General features: G+C 67.2%; 11 protein-coding genes and 1 pseudogene. 4 read left to right on the forward strand and 8 right to left on the reverse strand.

The annotated features are described in order from the left end of the window. Positions 1-2 precede the first annotated feature (2 nt). Genes AC0L6G_RS06375 through AC0L6G_RS06395 form a run of 5 tightly spaced genes read right to left on the reverse strand, consistent with a single transcriptional unit; the run spans position 3 to position 6840 of the window. Complete coding sequence (locus tag AC0L6G_RS06375; protein WP_293824888.1) at positions 3-920, reverse strand: sugar phosphate isomerase/epimerase family protein; 918 nt, start codon at positions 918-920, stop codon at positions 3-5. After that, complete coding sequence (locus tag AC0L6G_RS06380) at positions 917-2503, reverse strand: carboxylesterase/lipase family protein (RefSeq protein WP_293824885.1); 1587 nt, start codon at positions 2501-2503, stop codon at positions 917-919. Before AC0L6G_RS06380 ends, AC0L6G_RS06375 begins: the two co-directional genes overlap by 4 nt. Positions 2504-2516: 13 nt before the next feature. Further along, positions 2517-4826, reverse strand: coding sequence for a beta-glucosidase family protein (locus AC0L6G_RS06385; RefSeq protein ID WP_293824882.1), 2310 nt, complete (start codon positions 4824-4826; stop codon positions 2517-2519). Then, on the reverse strand, positions 4823-5518 hold the full coding sequence (locus AC0L6G_RS06390) for a TetR/AcrR family transcriptional regulator (protein ID WP_293824879.1): 696 nt from the start codon (positions 5516-5518) through the stop codon (positions 4823-4825). Before AC0L6G_RS06390 ends, AC0L6G_RS06385 begins: the two co-directional genes overlap by 4 nt. Further along, positions 5515-6840 (reverse strand): glycoside hydrolase family 1 protein, encoded by a 1326-nt coding sequence (locus AC0L6G_RS06395; protein WP_293824877.1) that lies wholly within the window; start codon positions 6838-6840, stop codon positions 5515-5517. The genes AC0L6G_RS06390 and AC0L6G_RS06395 overlap by 4 nt, the downstream gene beginning before the upstream one ends. A gap of 145 nt (positions 6841-6985) precedes the next feature. Here AC0L6G_RS06395 and AC0L6G_RS06400 point away from each other — a divergent pair, with 145 nt between their 5' ends. After that, positions 6986-7330 (forward strand): hypothetical protein, encoded by a 345-nt coding sequence (locus tag AC0L6G_RS06400; RefSeq protein WP_293824874.1) that lies wholly within the window; start codon positions 6986-6988, stop codon positions 7328-7330. A gap of 81 nt (positions 7331-7411) precedes the next feature. On the opposite strand, the pseudogene AC0L6G_RS06405 reads toward AC0L6G_RS06400, so the two are convergent. From AC0L6G_RS06405 to AC0L6G_RS06415, 3 genes and pseudogenes are all read right to left on the reverse strand, one after another. Next, positions 7412-9786 (reverse strand): annotated as a pseudogene (locus AC0L6G_RS06405) (TonB-dependent receptor). A 102-nt stretch (positions 9787-9888) separates the two neighbouring features. Then, positions 9889-10764 carry a GDSL-type esterase/lipase family protein gene (locus tag AC0L6G_RS06410; RefSeq protein ID WP_293824871.1) on the reverse strand — a complete coding sequence of 292 codons (876 nt, stop codon included), beginning with the start codon at positions 10762-10764 and terminating at the stop codon, positions 9889-9891. A 32-nt stretch (positions 10765-10796) separates the two neighbouring features. Beyond that, positions 10797-12905 carry a beta-N-acetylhexosaminidase gene (locus AC0L6G_RS06415; RefSeq protein ID WP_473253007.1) on the reverse strand — a complete coding sequence of 703 codons (2109 nt, stop codon included), beginning with the start codon at positions 12903-12905 and terminating at the stop codon, positions 10797-10799. Between the two features lie 182 nt (positions 12906-13087). Here AC0L6G_RS06415 and AC0L6G_RS06420 point away from each other — a divergent pair, with 182 nt between their 5' ends. From AC0L6G_RS06420 to nagA, 3 genes are read left to right on the forward strand one after another with little or no spacing between them, the layout of a single operon-like run. Continuing rightward, a complete protein-coding gene (locus tag AC0L6G_RS06420; RefSeq protein WP_293824866.1) occupies positions 13088-13840 on the forward strand; it encodes a GntR family transcriptional regulator in 753 nt (250 codons plus the stop codon). 8 nt (positions 13841-13848) lie between these two features. Next, positions 13849-14877: an SIS domain-containing protein gene (locus AC0L6G_RS06425; protein ID WP_293824864.1), complete on the forward strand. Its 1029-nt coding sequence runs from the start codon at positions 13849-13851 to the stop codon at positions 14875-14877. Next, positions 14874-16031 (forward strand): N-acetylglucosamine-6-phosphate deacetylase, encoded by a 1158-nt coding sequence (gene nagA / locus AC0L6G_RS06430; RefSeq protein ID WP_293824861.1) that lies wholly within the window; start codon positions 14874-14876, stop codon positions 16029-16031. Before AC0L6G_RS06425 ends, nagA begins: the two co-directional genes overlap by 4 nt. The last annotated feature ends 5 nt before the right edge of the window (positions 16032-16036 follow it).

Here is a 16036-nt window from a genome sequence, read left to right on the forward strand (position 1 = left end):
CATCAGACAGACCTCTGAAGTTCGGCGAAATAGTTCAACGCCTGGGCGGCGCCCGCCACCTCGTCCTCGACCGGCAGGTTCTCGCGTTCGATGAAGGAGGTTTCCAGTCCCGCGCGCGCCGAGGCGGCCCGCCAACGCGACCAGTCGATCACGCCCTCGCCAAAGGGCGCCGAAGGCGGCGACGCCAGACCCGTGGTCGGCGTCAGCGGCGCGCGCCAGTCCTTCAGATGGGCCGACCGAAAACGATCCGGCCAATGCTGCAACAGGGCGACGGGATCAGCGCCGCCCAGCACGGCGTTGCCGACGTCGATCTGAAAATGCGCCTGGGCCGGATCGACGCGCGACAGCAGGAGCGCCATGCCAGTCTCTTCGCCGTCCAGCGGCGCGAACTCGACATTGTGGTTATGGTAGCCCACGGCCAGCCCGGCGGCCCTGGCGCGTTCGCCCAAGGCGTTCAGCCGGTCTGCGTTCCAGCGCCAGTCGTCCGCCACCAGCGGCCGGGCGATCAGGGCGGCGAGACGAGCGTCAGGCGCCAGATCCAGCAAGTCCGCCCGGCCCGGCGTGGGCGCGATCACCGTCTTCATCCCCAGCGTGCCGGCGAAGGCAAACTGGCGATCCGCCTCAGCATCTGTCATGTGCAGAAGGGGCAGGTGGCCGCTGACGCAAGCCAGACCGGCGGCGTCCAGCTCGGACCTGAGTTCCCCCGCTGACCTTTGGGGCGCCCCGGCCAGTTCGACCCGACGCACGCCCAGGGCGGCCAGGGCCGACAGCGTGGCCTCAAAGTCTCGCGCCATCGATTGACGCACCATCCACAACTGCACGCCCAGATCGAACGGGGGCGCGACGGCACGGCTTTCGGCCCGCGCGGTTGCGGCGACGGTCATGCCCGCTGCGGCCGTCAGGAAGGCACGGCGGTTCATTGCGGCCGTTCCGTCCAGCGGCGATCCGCCGCCCCCTGCATGAGGTCCAGACGCGCCTTCAGGGGATCGGCCTCTCCGACGAACGCGCCGTCTGGCCGGATCGACATCAGCTGGTCCGTGTCGGCCCCGTAGATCGGCCATTGCGGCAGGCCTGGTCCGTTCGGATTTCCGGTGCGGGCAAAGCGGGCCAGATAGTCGGCGAACCGCGTCGCCGTCGCCTGGTCCGTCGCCGTCGGCGCATCCAGGGACGCCTGCACCCGGTCGAAGGCGTAGGGCACGTCAGAGGCATGGTCCGCACCCCACGGCGCTGCAGCCCTTTTCTCCTGCGCCACATAGCCGAAACGATATTCGAACACCGGCGCGCCCTGGCTGGCGAAGGATCGGGCCACGAACCGCGCCGGCTCGATCATGTTGCGGTCGGCGCCGATGGCGCGATTGATTCCGTCGATGGGGACATCCCCGGCCGGATCGTACAGGCGGCGCGCTTCATCGGCGCGGTCTCCGAACTGAGCGAAGGCCACATCCTTATCGGACGCCCGTTCAAGGCTGAGATCGGCCGAGGTGGCGCCGACGATGACGGGCATGGGACGTTGACCGTTGGCGCGGTATTGGGCCTCCAGCGAGCGCGATACCATCTGACCGTCCAGGATCGGGCCGGAGAACAGGGCCGCCGGGCCGCCGATGACCAGCGTCACCATGTTCAGATCTCCCGTGATCCGGTCCGCCGGAAGGGCGCGCAGGGCCGCGAGATCGTTTGCGCCCAGCCGTGTCGCCAGCGCCCTGCCCTGACTTTCGGCCGACAAGGCACCAGGCGCGTCCTGCGACAGGCTGCGTCCGCCGCCGAGGAAATCACGCCCGGCGCCCGACAGGATCACAGCCTTGTCGAACAGACCCTCGGCCGGCCGCGCACCCAACAACAGATTGATGGCGATGCCGCCCGCCGACTCCCCCATCACCGTGACATTGGCCGGATCGCCGCCGAAGGCCGCGATGTTGCGCCGGACCCATTTCAGCGCCGCGACCTGGTCCATCAGACCATAGTTGCCGCGCCCGTCTTCGGGATGTTCCGCCGTCAGTTCAGGATGGGCGAAAAAGCCCAGACGCCCCAGGCGATAGTTGAAGGTGACGACCACCACACCCCGTCGCGCCAGGGCGTCGCCCCAGGTCACGGCGTCCGACGATCCGCCGTTGACGAAGGCCCCGCCGTGTATCCAGACGATGACCGGCAACTTCTCGCCGCGCGGCGTAGTCTGGGGCCGCCAGACGTTGAGATAGAGACAGTCTTCGGACAGCGGCGCCGGCGGCGTCGGGCGCACACCGGGGAGATTGGGCATTCGGCCCTGCATGCAGTCGGGGCTGAGCGCATCGGCTGCGCGAAGGCCGCTCCACCGGGCCGGCGCCTGGGGTGGACGCCAGCGCAGCGGTCCGACCGGGGCGGCGGCATAGGGTACGCCGCGCCAGGCGGCGATGCCGTCCTGCACCGTTCCGGTCAGTCGCCCCTGCTCGACCCGAACGATCGGCGCCCGATCCTGGCCCGCCGCCGGACCGGCGACGGCGGCCACAAACGCGGCGGCCAGCGCCAACCCCGCCCGCATTCTAGCGAACCCCGCCCAGCGTGCGCGGCACGTCCGCCGTGGCGCCGATCCGCACCTGGGCGCGCCCCTCGACCTGCTCGGCCGACCGACCGATATAGGCGTCGAACCGCCCGCCGGCCCGTCGCCAGCCCTTCGCCTCTGTGTCCCAAGACGCCAGCAGACGCGGATCGGCGCTGATGGTCACGCGGCGGCTTTCGCCAGGCTGAAGCTCGACCCGCGCCCAACCCACCAGACGGTGCGTGCGTCCCGGCGGCGCCGCATAAAGCTGGGCGACCTCGATGCCCGCCCGCGACCCGGTGTTGATCAGCGTCACTTCTGCGGTCAGGCCGTCGCCGCCGTGGAAGCTGGGGCGGCGATAATCGAAGGTGGTGTATGTCAGGCCATAGCCGAAGGCGAACATCGGCTTGGCGTCGGTCCGCTCGAACCAGCGATAGCCCACATCGGAACCTTCGTTCATGTCCAGATTGAAGGGCTCGACCGGCTTGCCCAAGCCCAGGGGCGTCCGCATCGCCGGATCGAAGCCGGGGATTTCAGGACGGGGCAGTTGCTGGACGGACGCGGGGAAGGTCATCGGCAGACGGCCCGAAGGCGCTGCATCGCCCGTCAACAGGCGCGCGATGGCCTGCCCGCCGCGCTGGCCCGGATACCAGGCCTGCAACACGGCGCCGACGCGGCTCAGCCAGGGCATGGCGGTTGGATTGCCGGTCTCCAGCACCGCGATGGTGCGCGGATTGGCGGCGGCGACGGCGGCGATCAGATCGTCCTGACCGTGCGGGAACAGCAGGTTTTCCGCGTCCAGCCCCTCCTCCTCGGGGCGGGTGGCGAAGACGATGGCGACATCCGCCATGCGCGCCAGCGCGGCCGCACGCGCCGGATCGGAACCGTCGTCGAACTGGATGTCGGCGTCGGGTCGGCGCGCCTGCAACGCCTTAAGCGGCGAATCCAGCCCGTAAACCGGCGTCAGCAGGGCCGCCACGCCTTCCCGACCGCGCGTGTCGCGGAAACTGCCGCCATACGGCATGACCTGGGAGGACCCGCCCCCGCCGGCGATCACGCCGCGGTCCGCGAAGCCGCCGATGACGACGATCTTCCGCGCCGTCGCGGCCAGCGGCAGCATGCCGCCTTCATTCTTCAACAGCACCATGCCTTGAAGCGCGATCTGCTCGGCGACGGCGGCGTGGGCGTCCTTGTCGATGGTTCCGCCGGGCGCCGCCGGATCGTCCACCGCCCCGACGGCGAACAGACTGCGCAGGATGCGTCGGGCCGATTCCGCCACGCGAGACGCCGGGATGCGCCCCGCCTCCACCTCGGTCTTCAGGGTGTCGAAATAGGGATCGTCCTGGGGCGATTCCTGATCAAGCCCCCCATCCAGCGAAGACTTAAGACTGTGAACCGCTCCCCAGTCGGACATGACCCAACCGGGATATTTCCATTCGGCCTTCAAGACCTGGTTCAGCAGGAATGGGCTTTCGCAGCCGTAGACCCCGTTGATTCGGTTATAGGCGCACATCACCGCTCCGGGCTGACCGCGATCATGGGCGATCTCGAACGCCAGCAGGTCGGATTCGCGCAGCGCCCCCTCGTCGATGCGGGCGTCATAGACGAAACGGCCCGTCTCCTGGCTGTTCAACGCATAGTGTTTGGAGGTCGAGACTACATGCTCGTCCTGAATGCCGGCGATGGTCTCGCCGATGATCAGCCCCGCCAGAAGCGGGTCTTCGCCCGCATATTCAAAATTCCGGCCGTTGCGCGGTTCGCGCGTCAGATTGACCCCGCCGGCCAGTTGGACGTTGAACCCCTTGGCGTGGGCCTCGGCGCCGACGACGCGACCGGCCTGGCGCGCCAGATCGGTGTTGAAGCTGCCCGCCAGCGCCAGGCTGGACGGCAGGGCTGTCGCCTCGTCTCCCCGCCTCAGGAAGCCGCCCAGATTGCCGACCCCCAGGCTGGCGTCCGTCATCTGGATCGCGGGCAGGCCAAGGCGCGGCATCGCAGCGATGAAGCCGGCCGAGCCGAGAGCGCCCTCGGGCGTATGTTTGCGCATCGTCTCCGGCACGCTGTCCGGCAGCGGAATGCCCAGCGAAAGCAAGCCGAAGCCGATTTGGGTCCGCATCAGCGAAATCTGTTCGTCCAGCGTCATCGCCTCGACCGCCAGCCGGGCGCGTTCGTCCGGCGACAGGGCGGTGTTCATCCACGGGCGATCGGCCTGCGACGCCGCAGAGGCGGCGACGCCGCTGTCCGCGCCATCGGCTGCGGCCAGCCCGGCCGGCGCTGTCAGCAGGGTGGAGGCCATGAGCAGTCCGAGCAGTTTCACGATGTCGTCTCCTTTGTCTTGACGCGGCCTCGCACGCGAAAACCCGCGCTCGCCGTAACGGGGGCGTCGCCGCCCATTTCGAGTCCAAGCGCCATCAGGCGCCGTAGCAGCCTGACGGACTTGATCATTTCGCCTGGTTCCTCTGCCAGAAGCTCGGCGATCGACAGGCCGCGCACGGACCACACCATCAGTCGTTTAACGACGGGCGGCACCGGAATCCCGGCCGCCTCGGCGACGCGGTCCACCGCCTGGAACGAATCCTTTTCGATGGCGATCTGAAGCGGCTTGAGCCGACGGGCCAGTTCCGCGTCGCTGCGCGCGCCCTGCAGAATCTCCAGCACCGCGACGCCTTCGGGGCGCGACAGCACCTCCCACGCCACTTCGGGCAGCGACAGCAGCCGTTCGCGCGGGTCTTCGATGGCCCCCAACCTCTCGCGGTAGAGCACCATCTCCTGTTGATAGACGGTCTCGACCAAGAATAGCATCAAGTCCACCTTGGTCGGGAACTGATGCAGCATGGCGCCCCGGCTGACGCCTGCGTCCTCGGCGACGACCATGGTGGTGGTGGCCGCATAGCCGCGCGCGTGCAGCGACTGAATGGCGGCCGCCAGAAGCTTGGCGCGGGTCTCGGCGCTGCGGCTTTCCTGTGTGCGACGGGGCGGTTTGGCGACGGCCGGGGTTTTGAAAGTCACGATCGCAGGTCTCTCGGCAAGCCCGCACGTGCGATCCGGCCCAGGTGGGCGGCGCTCGGCTTGGGCGTACGCTGGAAGGTGGTGCGATCCACCGAGACCAGACCGAATTTAGGTCCGAAACCCGCGAACCACTCCCAATTGTCCAGCAGGGACCAATGGATATAGCCGCGAACATCGATGCCGTCGCGCATACAGGCGAAGACGCCCGGAACCGCCTTGTCGATGAAGGCCACGCGACGGGCGTCATCCTCGGTCGCGATGCCGTTCTCGGTGACGTAGATTGGCTTGTTCCAGTATTTCGCCACCAGACGGATCGCGCCCTCCAGCGCCTCGGGCGCGAAGGGATAGTTCATCTGCGTCAGCTCGACCCCGTCGGGATTGGGCAGGTCCTTGTCCGCACCGACCAGGCTGTAGGTGTAGTTCTGGACCCCGACGAAATCGCCCTCGGCCCTCAACCAGGGCAGCAGGGCATCCTCCAGCTTGGCCTCGACGCGGGCGTCGGGACCGCCAGGGCGTTCGTCGTTGACCGCCAGGCTCAGGCCGACCGGGACGCGCCCGCCTGTCTCACGCCGGATGACCTCGCGCGCGCGCTCGTGCGCTTCGATGATGATCGGGGTCTGAAGACGGAAATCGCCCAGCACGAGGGGCGCGAAATGTTCGGCGTTGACCGCTCGGGCCGCGGCCTGGCGAGAGGCCTGGATGATCGGCCGCAACTGCGTCGTCAGCGCGCCCCACGACAACAGGCCGCCCAAGTTCGGTTCATTGAACGTCACCACCGGCCCGAACAGATCGCCCAGATGCTTGCTGACGATCTCGACGTAACGGACGAAGGGATCGACGCCTTCGCGGACCTCGAACCCGCCGGCCGCCGCGAACCAGCGGGGCGAGGTGAAATGGTGCAAGGTGACGACGGGCGTCATGCCGTGACGACGAACACACTCGAAGACTTTTCGATAGTAGGCGATGGCGGCTAATGAAACCTGACCGGGTTCGGGCTCGATACGGGACCATTCGATCGAGAACCGGTGGGCGTTGAAGCCCAGGAACGCCGCCAGGGCGATGTCCTCTTCGACACGATTGTAGGTGTCCGCCGCATCGCCCGACCGTTCGCGGAAGATGGTCGGCTGAACATGCTCCATGACCCACAGGTCGCTGGCGACATTTCCGCCTTCGATCTGATAGGCCGCCCCGGCGGACCCCCAGAGAAAGCCCTCGTTGCGGCGCGGCGGGGTTCGGCGCGCCGTCGAAGCGTCCGCCTGTTCCACCACGGTCGCCGCTGCACTCGCCCCCAGTCCGACAAGAAGGAGATGACGACGATTCATAAGGCGCGCTCCTTGTTTCGCCGCGTTCGGCCCGGGTCGGCGTCTTCCCGTTCATCGCGACGGTATGGACGAAATCAAAAACGGTCAATAATGATTGTAACTGAGCCTTCATTTCGGAGGCCGCGACAAAAGGACCCGTATCGGAATGACAAAGCTCGCCCTGACGTCCGCTGCATCGATGCTGTTCATCGCCGCCGCCGCCGGCGCCGCCCACGCCCAGACCCAGACCCCAGCCGCCCCGCCCCAGACGCAGTCCGCTCCGGCCAATGCCCAGCCACGCTTCTCGGTGGACGCCACGCCGCTGGAAACCCTGGAAGCCGATCCGGCCGCCAAGGCCCTGGTGATCAAACATGTGGGCGCGATCTTCGACCATTCGGCCTATCCGATGATCAAGACCATGTCGCTGAAGGCCATCCAGCCCTACAGCCAGGGCGCGATCACCGACGAGAAACTGGAGGCCCTGCAGGCCGAACTGGCCACGCTCAGATAGGGCAGCACGCTTCGGCCGAAAAAAGAGGGCCGGACCTGCAGACAGGTCCGGCCCTTGCCAAATGGCAGGCTCAGGAGAGTGTCAGAACGCCACGCTCAGCTTCATGCCGATGGTGCGGAAAGCGTCGGGACTGATGGCGCGCTCGCGACCGCCCGTATTGAAGGCGTTCAGCAGGCTCAACGACGGCAACGATGCAAAGAACATCTGATCCAGGATGTTGCGGCCATACAGCCCCAAACGCCAGGAGCCGTCTTCAGCCCCGATGCCAAGGTTGGCGTTCAACATGCCGTAGGCGTCGACAACGGAGGCCTTGTCCGCCGTCAGCGCATAGGCGTCATCGCGCCACGCCCAGTTCGTCGATGCATCCAAACGAAGCCCGCCGCCTACCGGCCGTTCATACGCTGCGCGTACATTGTAGCTCCACTTTGGCGCATTGGTTAAACGCTCGCCCGCCAGGTTGGCGACATAGACGCCTGTGGTTCCCGGCTGAAGATAGCAGCCCTGCCCGACGACCGGCGAGACCGGCTGGCCAGTATAGCACGAGCCGATGTAGTCCTTGTATTCCGCGTCGTTGTAGCTGGCGCTGCCGCCGATTGTCAGATGCGAGGTCAGGCGAAGATTCGTCTCCAGCTCCACACCGCGCGCACGCATCAAGCCGGCGTTCGTCAGGCCCAGACGCGGCGTCGCCGATGTCATGTCCAGGGCTTGGGCCTGAAAGTCCTTGAAGTCGGAGGAATAGACGGCGGCGTTCAGCATCCACCGACCATTCCATAGCGTCGACTTGACCCCCGCCTCGTAGCTCTCAACGGTTTCTGGGCGCACTTCCTGATCACGCCGTTCAGATTGTCGATCGCCGGCCCCTTGTAGCCGGTCGAATAGGTCGAATAGAGCATCAGATTGCGGCTGGGCTGATATTGAATCCCGACGCGGCCCGACACGTTATCGGCCGAAACCTGACCTGAGTAAGGAACCATGCCGCCAGCCCCGAGCACCATGCGGCCCGGCACGGGATTGATCACCAGAGAGCCATCGACCTTATCGTTGGTGTAGCGCAGGCCGCCGATCAGCTTCAGCTTTTCGGTCAGGGCATAGGTCGCCTGACCATAGGCGGCATAGCTTTCCGTCTCACTGCTCTGGATGCGCTCGCCGTAGAGCACCGCCGAGGGATAGGCCGGATTGTTATAGACGAATTTCAGGATGTCCCCGCCCTGGGTGGTCCAACCCTTGACGTCGGTGTTGTAGTAGAAAAGGCCCGCGACATATTCGAGCCGCTCCCCCGCCGGCGACGTCAGGCGCAGTTCCTGCGTGAACTGGTGGCTATCCAGCCCTCCATCGCTGTTGTTGAAGATGTTGATCGGGGCGTGGTCGATGTCCGAAAGCTGGGTCATCTCCGACGCGCGATAGGCGGTGATGGAGGTCAGGGTGAAATCGCCCAGGCGATAATCGGCCTGGAGCGCCACGCCCTTCACCGTCGTATCGGCCGTCCAGTCGCCGTCGTCATAGGCTCGGTAGGAATCGGGGCCCGGTTTGACCGCGAACTGGTTGAAAAGGGCGTTGTAGCGGGTGTTGGTCCCGAGCTGGTGGATGATCACTGAGTCGCGGGCGAAGCCCGTCTGGTATTCGCCAGTCAGCATCAGACTGAGGGCGTCGCTGGGCTGCCACAACAGCTTGCCGCGAACGCCCTGATTGTCCCGGTCGCCGACATGGCCCCCGTGCAGCACATAGGGGATGGCGCCGTCTTGAGAGTTGTGGAAGCCCGCAAGGCGCAGGGCCGCCGTCGATCCCAATGGAATGTTCAGGGCGCCGCGCGCGATCTGTTCGTCGCGCTCGCCATAGGCGGCGTCCAGGTTGCCGGAAAACTCGCCGATGCGGGGGTTCTTGGAGACGATCTGGATCACGCCGGCCGAGGCGTTCTTGCCGAACAGCGTGCCCTGTGGACCGCGCAGGACCTCGACTCGCTCGATGTCGGCGAAGCCCGTTGCGCCCGGATCGCGCGGCAGGCCGATGACGACGCCGTCGACCACCAGGCCTACCGTCTGTTCGACGCCGCCATCATAGGTCTGGGTACCGACGCCGCGCACCTGATAGCCGCCGCCGTTGGAGACAGGGTTCGTCGAGGAGAAGGTCACGTTGGGCGCGACATACTGAAGGTCGCTGACCTCCCGGAAGTTGCTCTTCTCCAGCGCCTCACCGGATACGGCCGTGACCGAAAGCGGCACATCCTGAAGGCGCTGCTCGCGACGGGTGGCGGTGACGACCACCTCGTCCAATTGATCCGCACCCGCCGACGACGCCGATTGCGCCAAGGCCGCTCCGCCTGTCAGGCTCGTTGCGCTCAAGGCTGTCGCCGCCAAAAGCGTCAGCCGTCGGGAAATCGTAAACCTGCCCACCCTCAACCCTCCTTCTTGATCCGCCGGTGCGTTGGGATCGCCCGGTTCCAACTTTATAGTCAGCACTGACCGTAAAATAGCGCAAGCTTCATATGGTCGAACCGACGTGGGGCAACGCGGCTGTGATCGTCAGAACAACAAATTGGTCTGGAATGACCGTAATTGTCGCTAATTGGTCTTTTCCATCGCCTTGATCAGCAGATCGCGCATGGCCGCATAGCCAGCGCGATTCGGGTGAACGCCGTCGATGCTGTAGTCCGACCGCATTCCGCGACGGTCGTCGGCCAGAGCCGGGACATAGTCGATGAAGCAATAGCCCTTCTCCTCCGCATAAGCCTTGAGCCAGGCGTTGAGTTCGGCGATGCGCGGCGCCGGCTGGATCGCGGGGTTCCAGAAGAAGCGGTTCGCGGGCGGAATGGCGGCCAGGACCACCTCCACCCCGTTCGCCCGGGCCAGTTCGGTCATCGATACGATGTTGTTGCGATAGGCGTCCGGGCTGGTGGGGCCGCCGTTGCCGGCGACGTCGTTGGTGCCGGCCATGAGGTGGACGCGGCGCGGGCGCAAGGACAGGACATCCGCCTGGAAACGCACCAGCATCTGACCGCTGGTCTGACCGCCGATTCCTCGCCCCACTATGCGGACGCCATCGATCAGATCCGGGACCGCCCGCGCCCAGTTCTCGGTGATCGAATCGCCCATCATCACCACGTCGGGCCGAACGCCCGAGGCGATGATCCGCGCATTGTCGGCGCGATAAACGCACAGCCCGGCCCAGTCCCTGGCTTCGCGCGCCTTCTTGGCGGCGTCATAGGTCTGGAAGTCCGGCTGCTGGGTCAGGGCCAGCAGGGCGGGAACGTCGGCCGGCGCCGGACCCAGCATGGCTTCGGCCAAGGCCCGGACCGACGGCGGTTCCTCCGGCATGACGGGACAGGGATCGTCGACCATGCCGACAGCGGCCGTCGTCGCAGTCGACGCGGACTGCGCCGTAGCCGGGACCGGTGGGAACTGGCTCGCCCCGATCACCATCAGCAAAGCGAGCTTCACGGCGTCGCTCGCCGTATGCCTGCGCCGTCCGGTCATTGGGGCGCCGCCTCGAACAGGGTCTTCACGACCGGCGCGAGCCCCATCAGGACCAAGGCCGGCGGCTGGGGCGCGCCGCCCATGATCTTATAGACGTTGGACGACGCCGCCTCCGCCTCGGCCTGCTTCGCCAGCAGAGCCGCCGTTTCGGTTCGCCATTCGGCCGGAGCGGCTTTGCCCGAGACGATGGCGTCGATGGCCGCGATGCCCGCAGTCGCCAACCGCGCCGTTTCCTCCGAAGCCGGCACGGCGGCCTCCAGCGCGGGAACGCCCTGGGCCGCCGCGACGAAGCGCGGATGGTTGTCGCGATAGCCCGCAAGCGCCGCCGCCAAAGGCGCAGCGGCGGATCGGTCGCCCGAAACCAGCGCCGAGGCCCACCCTCTCAGACGATAGAGTTCCACGCTGTCGGGCGCTGACACATCCACCAGGGCTGTCAGGCTGGGGATCTGAGGCGGCCGACCGCTGCGGAAGGCGGCGAAGACGTCCGTGAGCCGCCCCATGTTGCGAACAGGCGTGACCACCGACGCCAGCGTCTCGACCGCGTCTGCATCGTGCGCCGCCAGGCGAGCGGCCATGGCCCGTCTATGCTGGTCGTCCATCAGCCCCTGCGTTCGCAGCGCCTCCTGCACCACGACGCCCCGTCGCGCGGCGTCGACCGGATCGCGAACCTCGGCCCCGGACCAGAAGCGTTCCGCCATCAAGGCCGCGCGTGGCCACAACCGCCCATCCAGCATTTCGTCCGTGACGGTTTCAGCCCATAGCGGAGCCTCGCCGCCGATGACCAGGGCGGCCTGGGCCGCGTCAAGCGGCCCCTCGGGCTTCGGACCCAGGACCTTCTCGGGGCTGTCCGGCGGCGTCGCCTCGACATCAAGGGGATCGCGACCGTAGTGATCCGCACCCGACCACAGCAAATCCAGATAATAGCCCGCCGAGACGACGACGCGATTGCCCTGGGCCGTGGCGTGGGCCGTCGCTTGGGAACTGCGCCAGGCCTGAACGACGACATCGTCGTCGATCGGCTGATGCGCGACCTCCTCCCAGCCCATGGATGTTCGTCCAAGGCCTTTGACGATCTTGTTCACCTCGCCGAAGAAGTGGTCCTGCAAGGCGACGGCGTCGGCATAGCCGCGCTCGGCCATATAGGCGCGGATTGCGGGATTGTTCGTCCAGGCCGCCGCCGCGACCTCGTCTCCGCCGACGTGGAAGTAGGCGTCGGGAAACAGACCCGACATTTCCTCAAGCAGACCCCGGATGAAGGCGTAGGTCTCGGGTTTGGTCGGATCCATCGCCGCTCCGAACATCGAGATTCGGTTGTTCGGGTCGAAGGCGCCGGCCGCCAGTTCGGGATAGGCGGTCATGATCGCCCCGGTGTGGGCCGGCAGGTCGATCTCGGGCACGACGCGAACGCCGCGCGCCGCCGCATAGGCCACCAAGTCGCGGACCTGGTCCTGAGTGTAATATTGGCCGTGGCTGGCGACGGTGGTCAGGCGCGGATAGCGGAGGCTCTCGATACGGAAGCCTTCGTTGTCGCTGAAGTGCAGGTGGAGCACGTTCAGCTTGACCCGTTCCATGGCGTCGACCTGCCGTTTCAGCGTCTCCAGGGTCATGAAGTGGCGCGCCGTATCGATCATCAGCCCGCGCCAGGCGAAGCGCGGCGCATCGTCGATCTCCACATAGGGCAGGACAGCGTTCTCGCCGCGACGTTCCAGCAACTGGCGCAGGGTGGCCAGCCCCCTCAGCACCCCGTCAGGGCCATCGGCCGTCAGGCGCACGCCGTCCGCGCCGACGTTCAGCCTATAGGCTTCGACGGCCCCAAGCTGGTTCGCCTTGGAATCGGGCCGGGTCACGATGATCAGGGCCGGCCCCACGGCCCCGGCCGAAGTCTCGCTCAGACCCGCCAATCTGCTGACGTCGCCCTGAAACCGGATCGTCGCCGCCTGAAGACGGGCGTCCTGATAGCCGTCGAACCGAACCGCGAACGGGGCCTGGATGCGAAGTCCCTCGTCCTCTCTCGACGCGCCCGTCACCCGAACGTCGCGCGGCAGGGGCATCAGCCCGACAGGGTCGGCCCAGGCCCCGCCTGCCGTCCCGCCGAGCAGTATCACCCCCAGCGCCGCTCCAGCCCACCGCTGCCCAAAGTTGCAATTCAACATCGCCGCCTCCGCTCCAACCAATTTCAGACCAATGCCCAATCCGTCTTGACTGGATCGCAAACTGGTTCAGAAGTGGCACTCTGCATTTACAATCAGAATTGTCCATATCATTGCAAAAGCCGATCACAGCCCCTTTGCCGACATCGGATATCCGGCAGATCGGCAGCCTGGGCCGGTCGGGCCCGTTGTATCTGCGGCTGGAACGCGCCCTGCGCGCCGCCGTGAACGAGGATCGGCTGGCGCCTGGCGCGGCCTTGCCCAGCGAACGCACGCTTTGCGACACCTACGATCTATCCCGCGTCACGGTGCGCAAGGCGCTGGACGGGCTGGTGCGTGACGGGGTTCTGATTCGTCGTCGCGGATCGGGCACCTATGTCGCCGACGCCGCGCCGCGCCCGGAGCGGGTCGAAAAGAACTTCGCCGTCCTGTCCTCTTTTTCCGAAGACATGATTTCACGGGGCCGCACGCCAGGCAGCCGCTGGCTGGGCCGAAGCGCCGGCGTAGTCACGCCCGAGGAGGCCATGGCCCTCGGCCTGTCGCCCGGTTCGCCCGTCTATCGCTTCCGCAGGGTGCGGCTTGCGGATGGTCAGCCGATGGCGCTTGAGATTTCGACCGTCGCGGGTTTCGCCCTGCCGTCGATCGAGGTCGTGGGCGCCTCGCTCTATGAAGCGCTGGACACGGCCGGTTTCCGCCCTGTGCGCGCGCTTCAAAGGCTGCGCGCCCTGACGGCGGGCGACGAACGCGGGCGGCTGCTGGAAATCGACGCCGGCGACGCCGGCCTGATGATCGAACGGCGCGCCTTTCTCGAGGACGGTCGCGCGGTGGAGCTGACCCGCTCCTTCTATCGCGGCGACGCTTACGACATGGTGGCGGAGTTGGGCGTTTGACCTCGTTGATGTTCTCGGAAGCCGCCGAGGCGGCTCAGGCCGTCAGGCGGCAGACGACCGCCACTGCCGATGCGCTGATGCGGTTGGCCGAAGACCTTCGGGCACGCCCGCCGTCCTGCGTGGTGGTGTGCGCGCGGGGGTCTTCAGATCATGCGGGGGTTTATGGAAAATATCTGATCGAGACCCTGTGCGGCGTTCCTGTCGCGGCCGCCGCGCCCTCGGTCGCCTCGGTCTATGGCGCCGTTCCCGCCGCCGGGATCGGCGCCAATGTGCTGTGCCTGGCCGTATCTCAATCGGGCCGCAGCCCCGATCTGCTGGCCAGCGCCCTGGCGTGGCGGGACCGCGGGGCGCGTCTGGTCGCCCTGGTGAACGACGAAACCTCGCCTCTGGCGCTGGCGGCGGACGTGCTACTCCCCCTGTCCGCCGGGCCGGAAAGGTCGGTCGCCGCCACCAAATCCTTCATCGCCGCCATGTCCGCCCAAGCGGCGCTGGTCTCGGCCTGGAGCGAAGACGCGGCTCTGACAAACGCCTTGACGACGCTGCCGGAGCAGCTTGAGGCCGCCTTCGAACTCGACTGGTCCGACGCCTTGCCGGTGCTGGATAGCGACCGCAGCCTGTTCGTTCTGGGACGCGGCTACGGCCTGGGCGTCGCGCGCGAGGCGGCGCTGAAGCTCAAGGAGACCTGCGCCCTCCACGCCGAAGCCTTCAGTTCCGCCGAGGTGCGCCACGGCCCCATGGCCATCGTGCGCGACGGATTTCCCGTCCTGGCCTTCGCCGGGTCGGACGCCGGGGGCGAAGATGTCGCGGCCGCCTGCGCCGAGTTCGCCGCGCGCGGGGCCGCCGTCGCTATGGCCGTCGCCGAGACCGCCGAAACCCTGCCGCTGGTCATGCGACTACCGGCCTTGACCGCCCATCCGGCGATCCAGCCGATTTTACAGATTCAGAGCTTCTACCGTTTCGCCGAAACCCTGGCGCGGCGACGCGGTCTGGACCCGGACCGACCGGCCTTCCTCAAGAAGGTGACGGAAACCCGATGACCGGTTCAGCCTCGTCGCACCTTAACTTCACCAACGGTCAGGTGCTGACGCCGCAAGGCGCCGTCGAGACGCCGTTCCGTCTGACGATCATCGACGGCCGTATCGCCACCATGCAAACCGTCGCCGGCCCCGAGGACGGCGACGAATTGGTCGATCTGGAGGGCGGCTGGCTGTCCCCCGGCCTGATCGACCTTCAGGTGAACGGCGGCGGCGGCGTCCTGTTCAATGACGACCCCACGCCAGAGGGTCTGGCCGCCATCGGTCGGGCGCATCTGGCGCACGGCGTCACAGGCTTCATGCCCACCCTGGTCAGCGCCACGCCCGACATCATCGCCCAGGCCCTGGACGCCGTCGATGCGGCGATCGCGGCGGGCGAACAGCAGGTGCTGGGCGTCCACGTCGAAGGTCCGTTCATCAGCCCCGAACGGCGCGGCATCCACACGCCGGAACGGATGAGGCGGCTGGACGAGACCGCAATGGCGCTGCTGACCCGTCCGCGTCGGGGTCGGGTGATGATCACCCTGGCGCCCGAACTGTGCGAACCCGGCCAGATCGAAGCCATGGTCCGGGCCGGGGTGATCGTCAGCCTGGGCCACAGCGACGCCGACGTCGCCCAGGCCCGCCAGGCTTTTCAGGCCGGCGCACGCGGCGTCACCCATCTGTTCAACGCCATGTCGCCCCTGCATCATCGCGCGCCCGGCCTGGTCGGCGCGGCCCTGGACGATCCCCAGGCGTGGTGTGGTCTGATCGCCGATGGCGTTCACGTCGATCCCGTCGCCCTGAGGCTGGCGTTCCGGGTCAAGGGCGCGGAGCGGCTGAACCTGGTCAGCGATTCCATGCCGCCGATCGGCGTCCAGATGGACGCCTTCGTCATCGACGGCCGTCGCATCCTGGTGCGCGACGGCCGCTATGTGGGCGAAGACGGCGCTCTTGCGGGGGCCGATCTGACGCTGGATCAGGCCGTGAGGGGCACCGTCGACATGATGGGCGCCTCCGTCGGACAGGCCGTTCAAATGGCCTCGGCCTCGCCCGCCGCCTTTCTGGGCTTGGATGACCGAGGCGTGCTGGCGCCCGGCGCCCGAGCCGATCTGCTGTGGCTGGACGCCGCGCTTCGCCCCCGCGGGGTGTGGCGGGGCGGACTGCGGGTGATCTGAGGCGG

The sequence above is a fragment of the Brevundimonas sp. D3-1P genome (genome assembly GCF_055809335.1).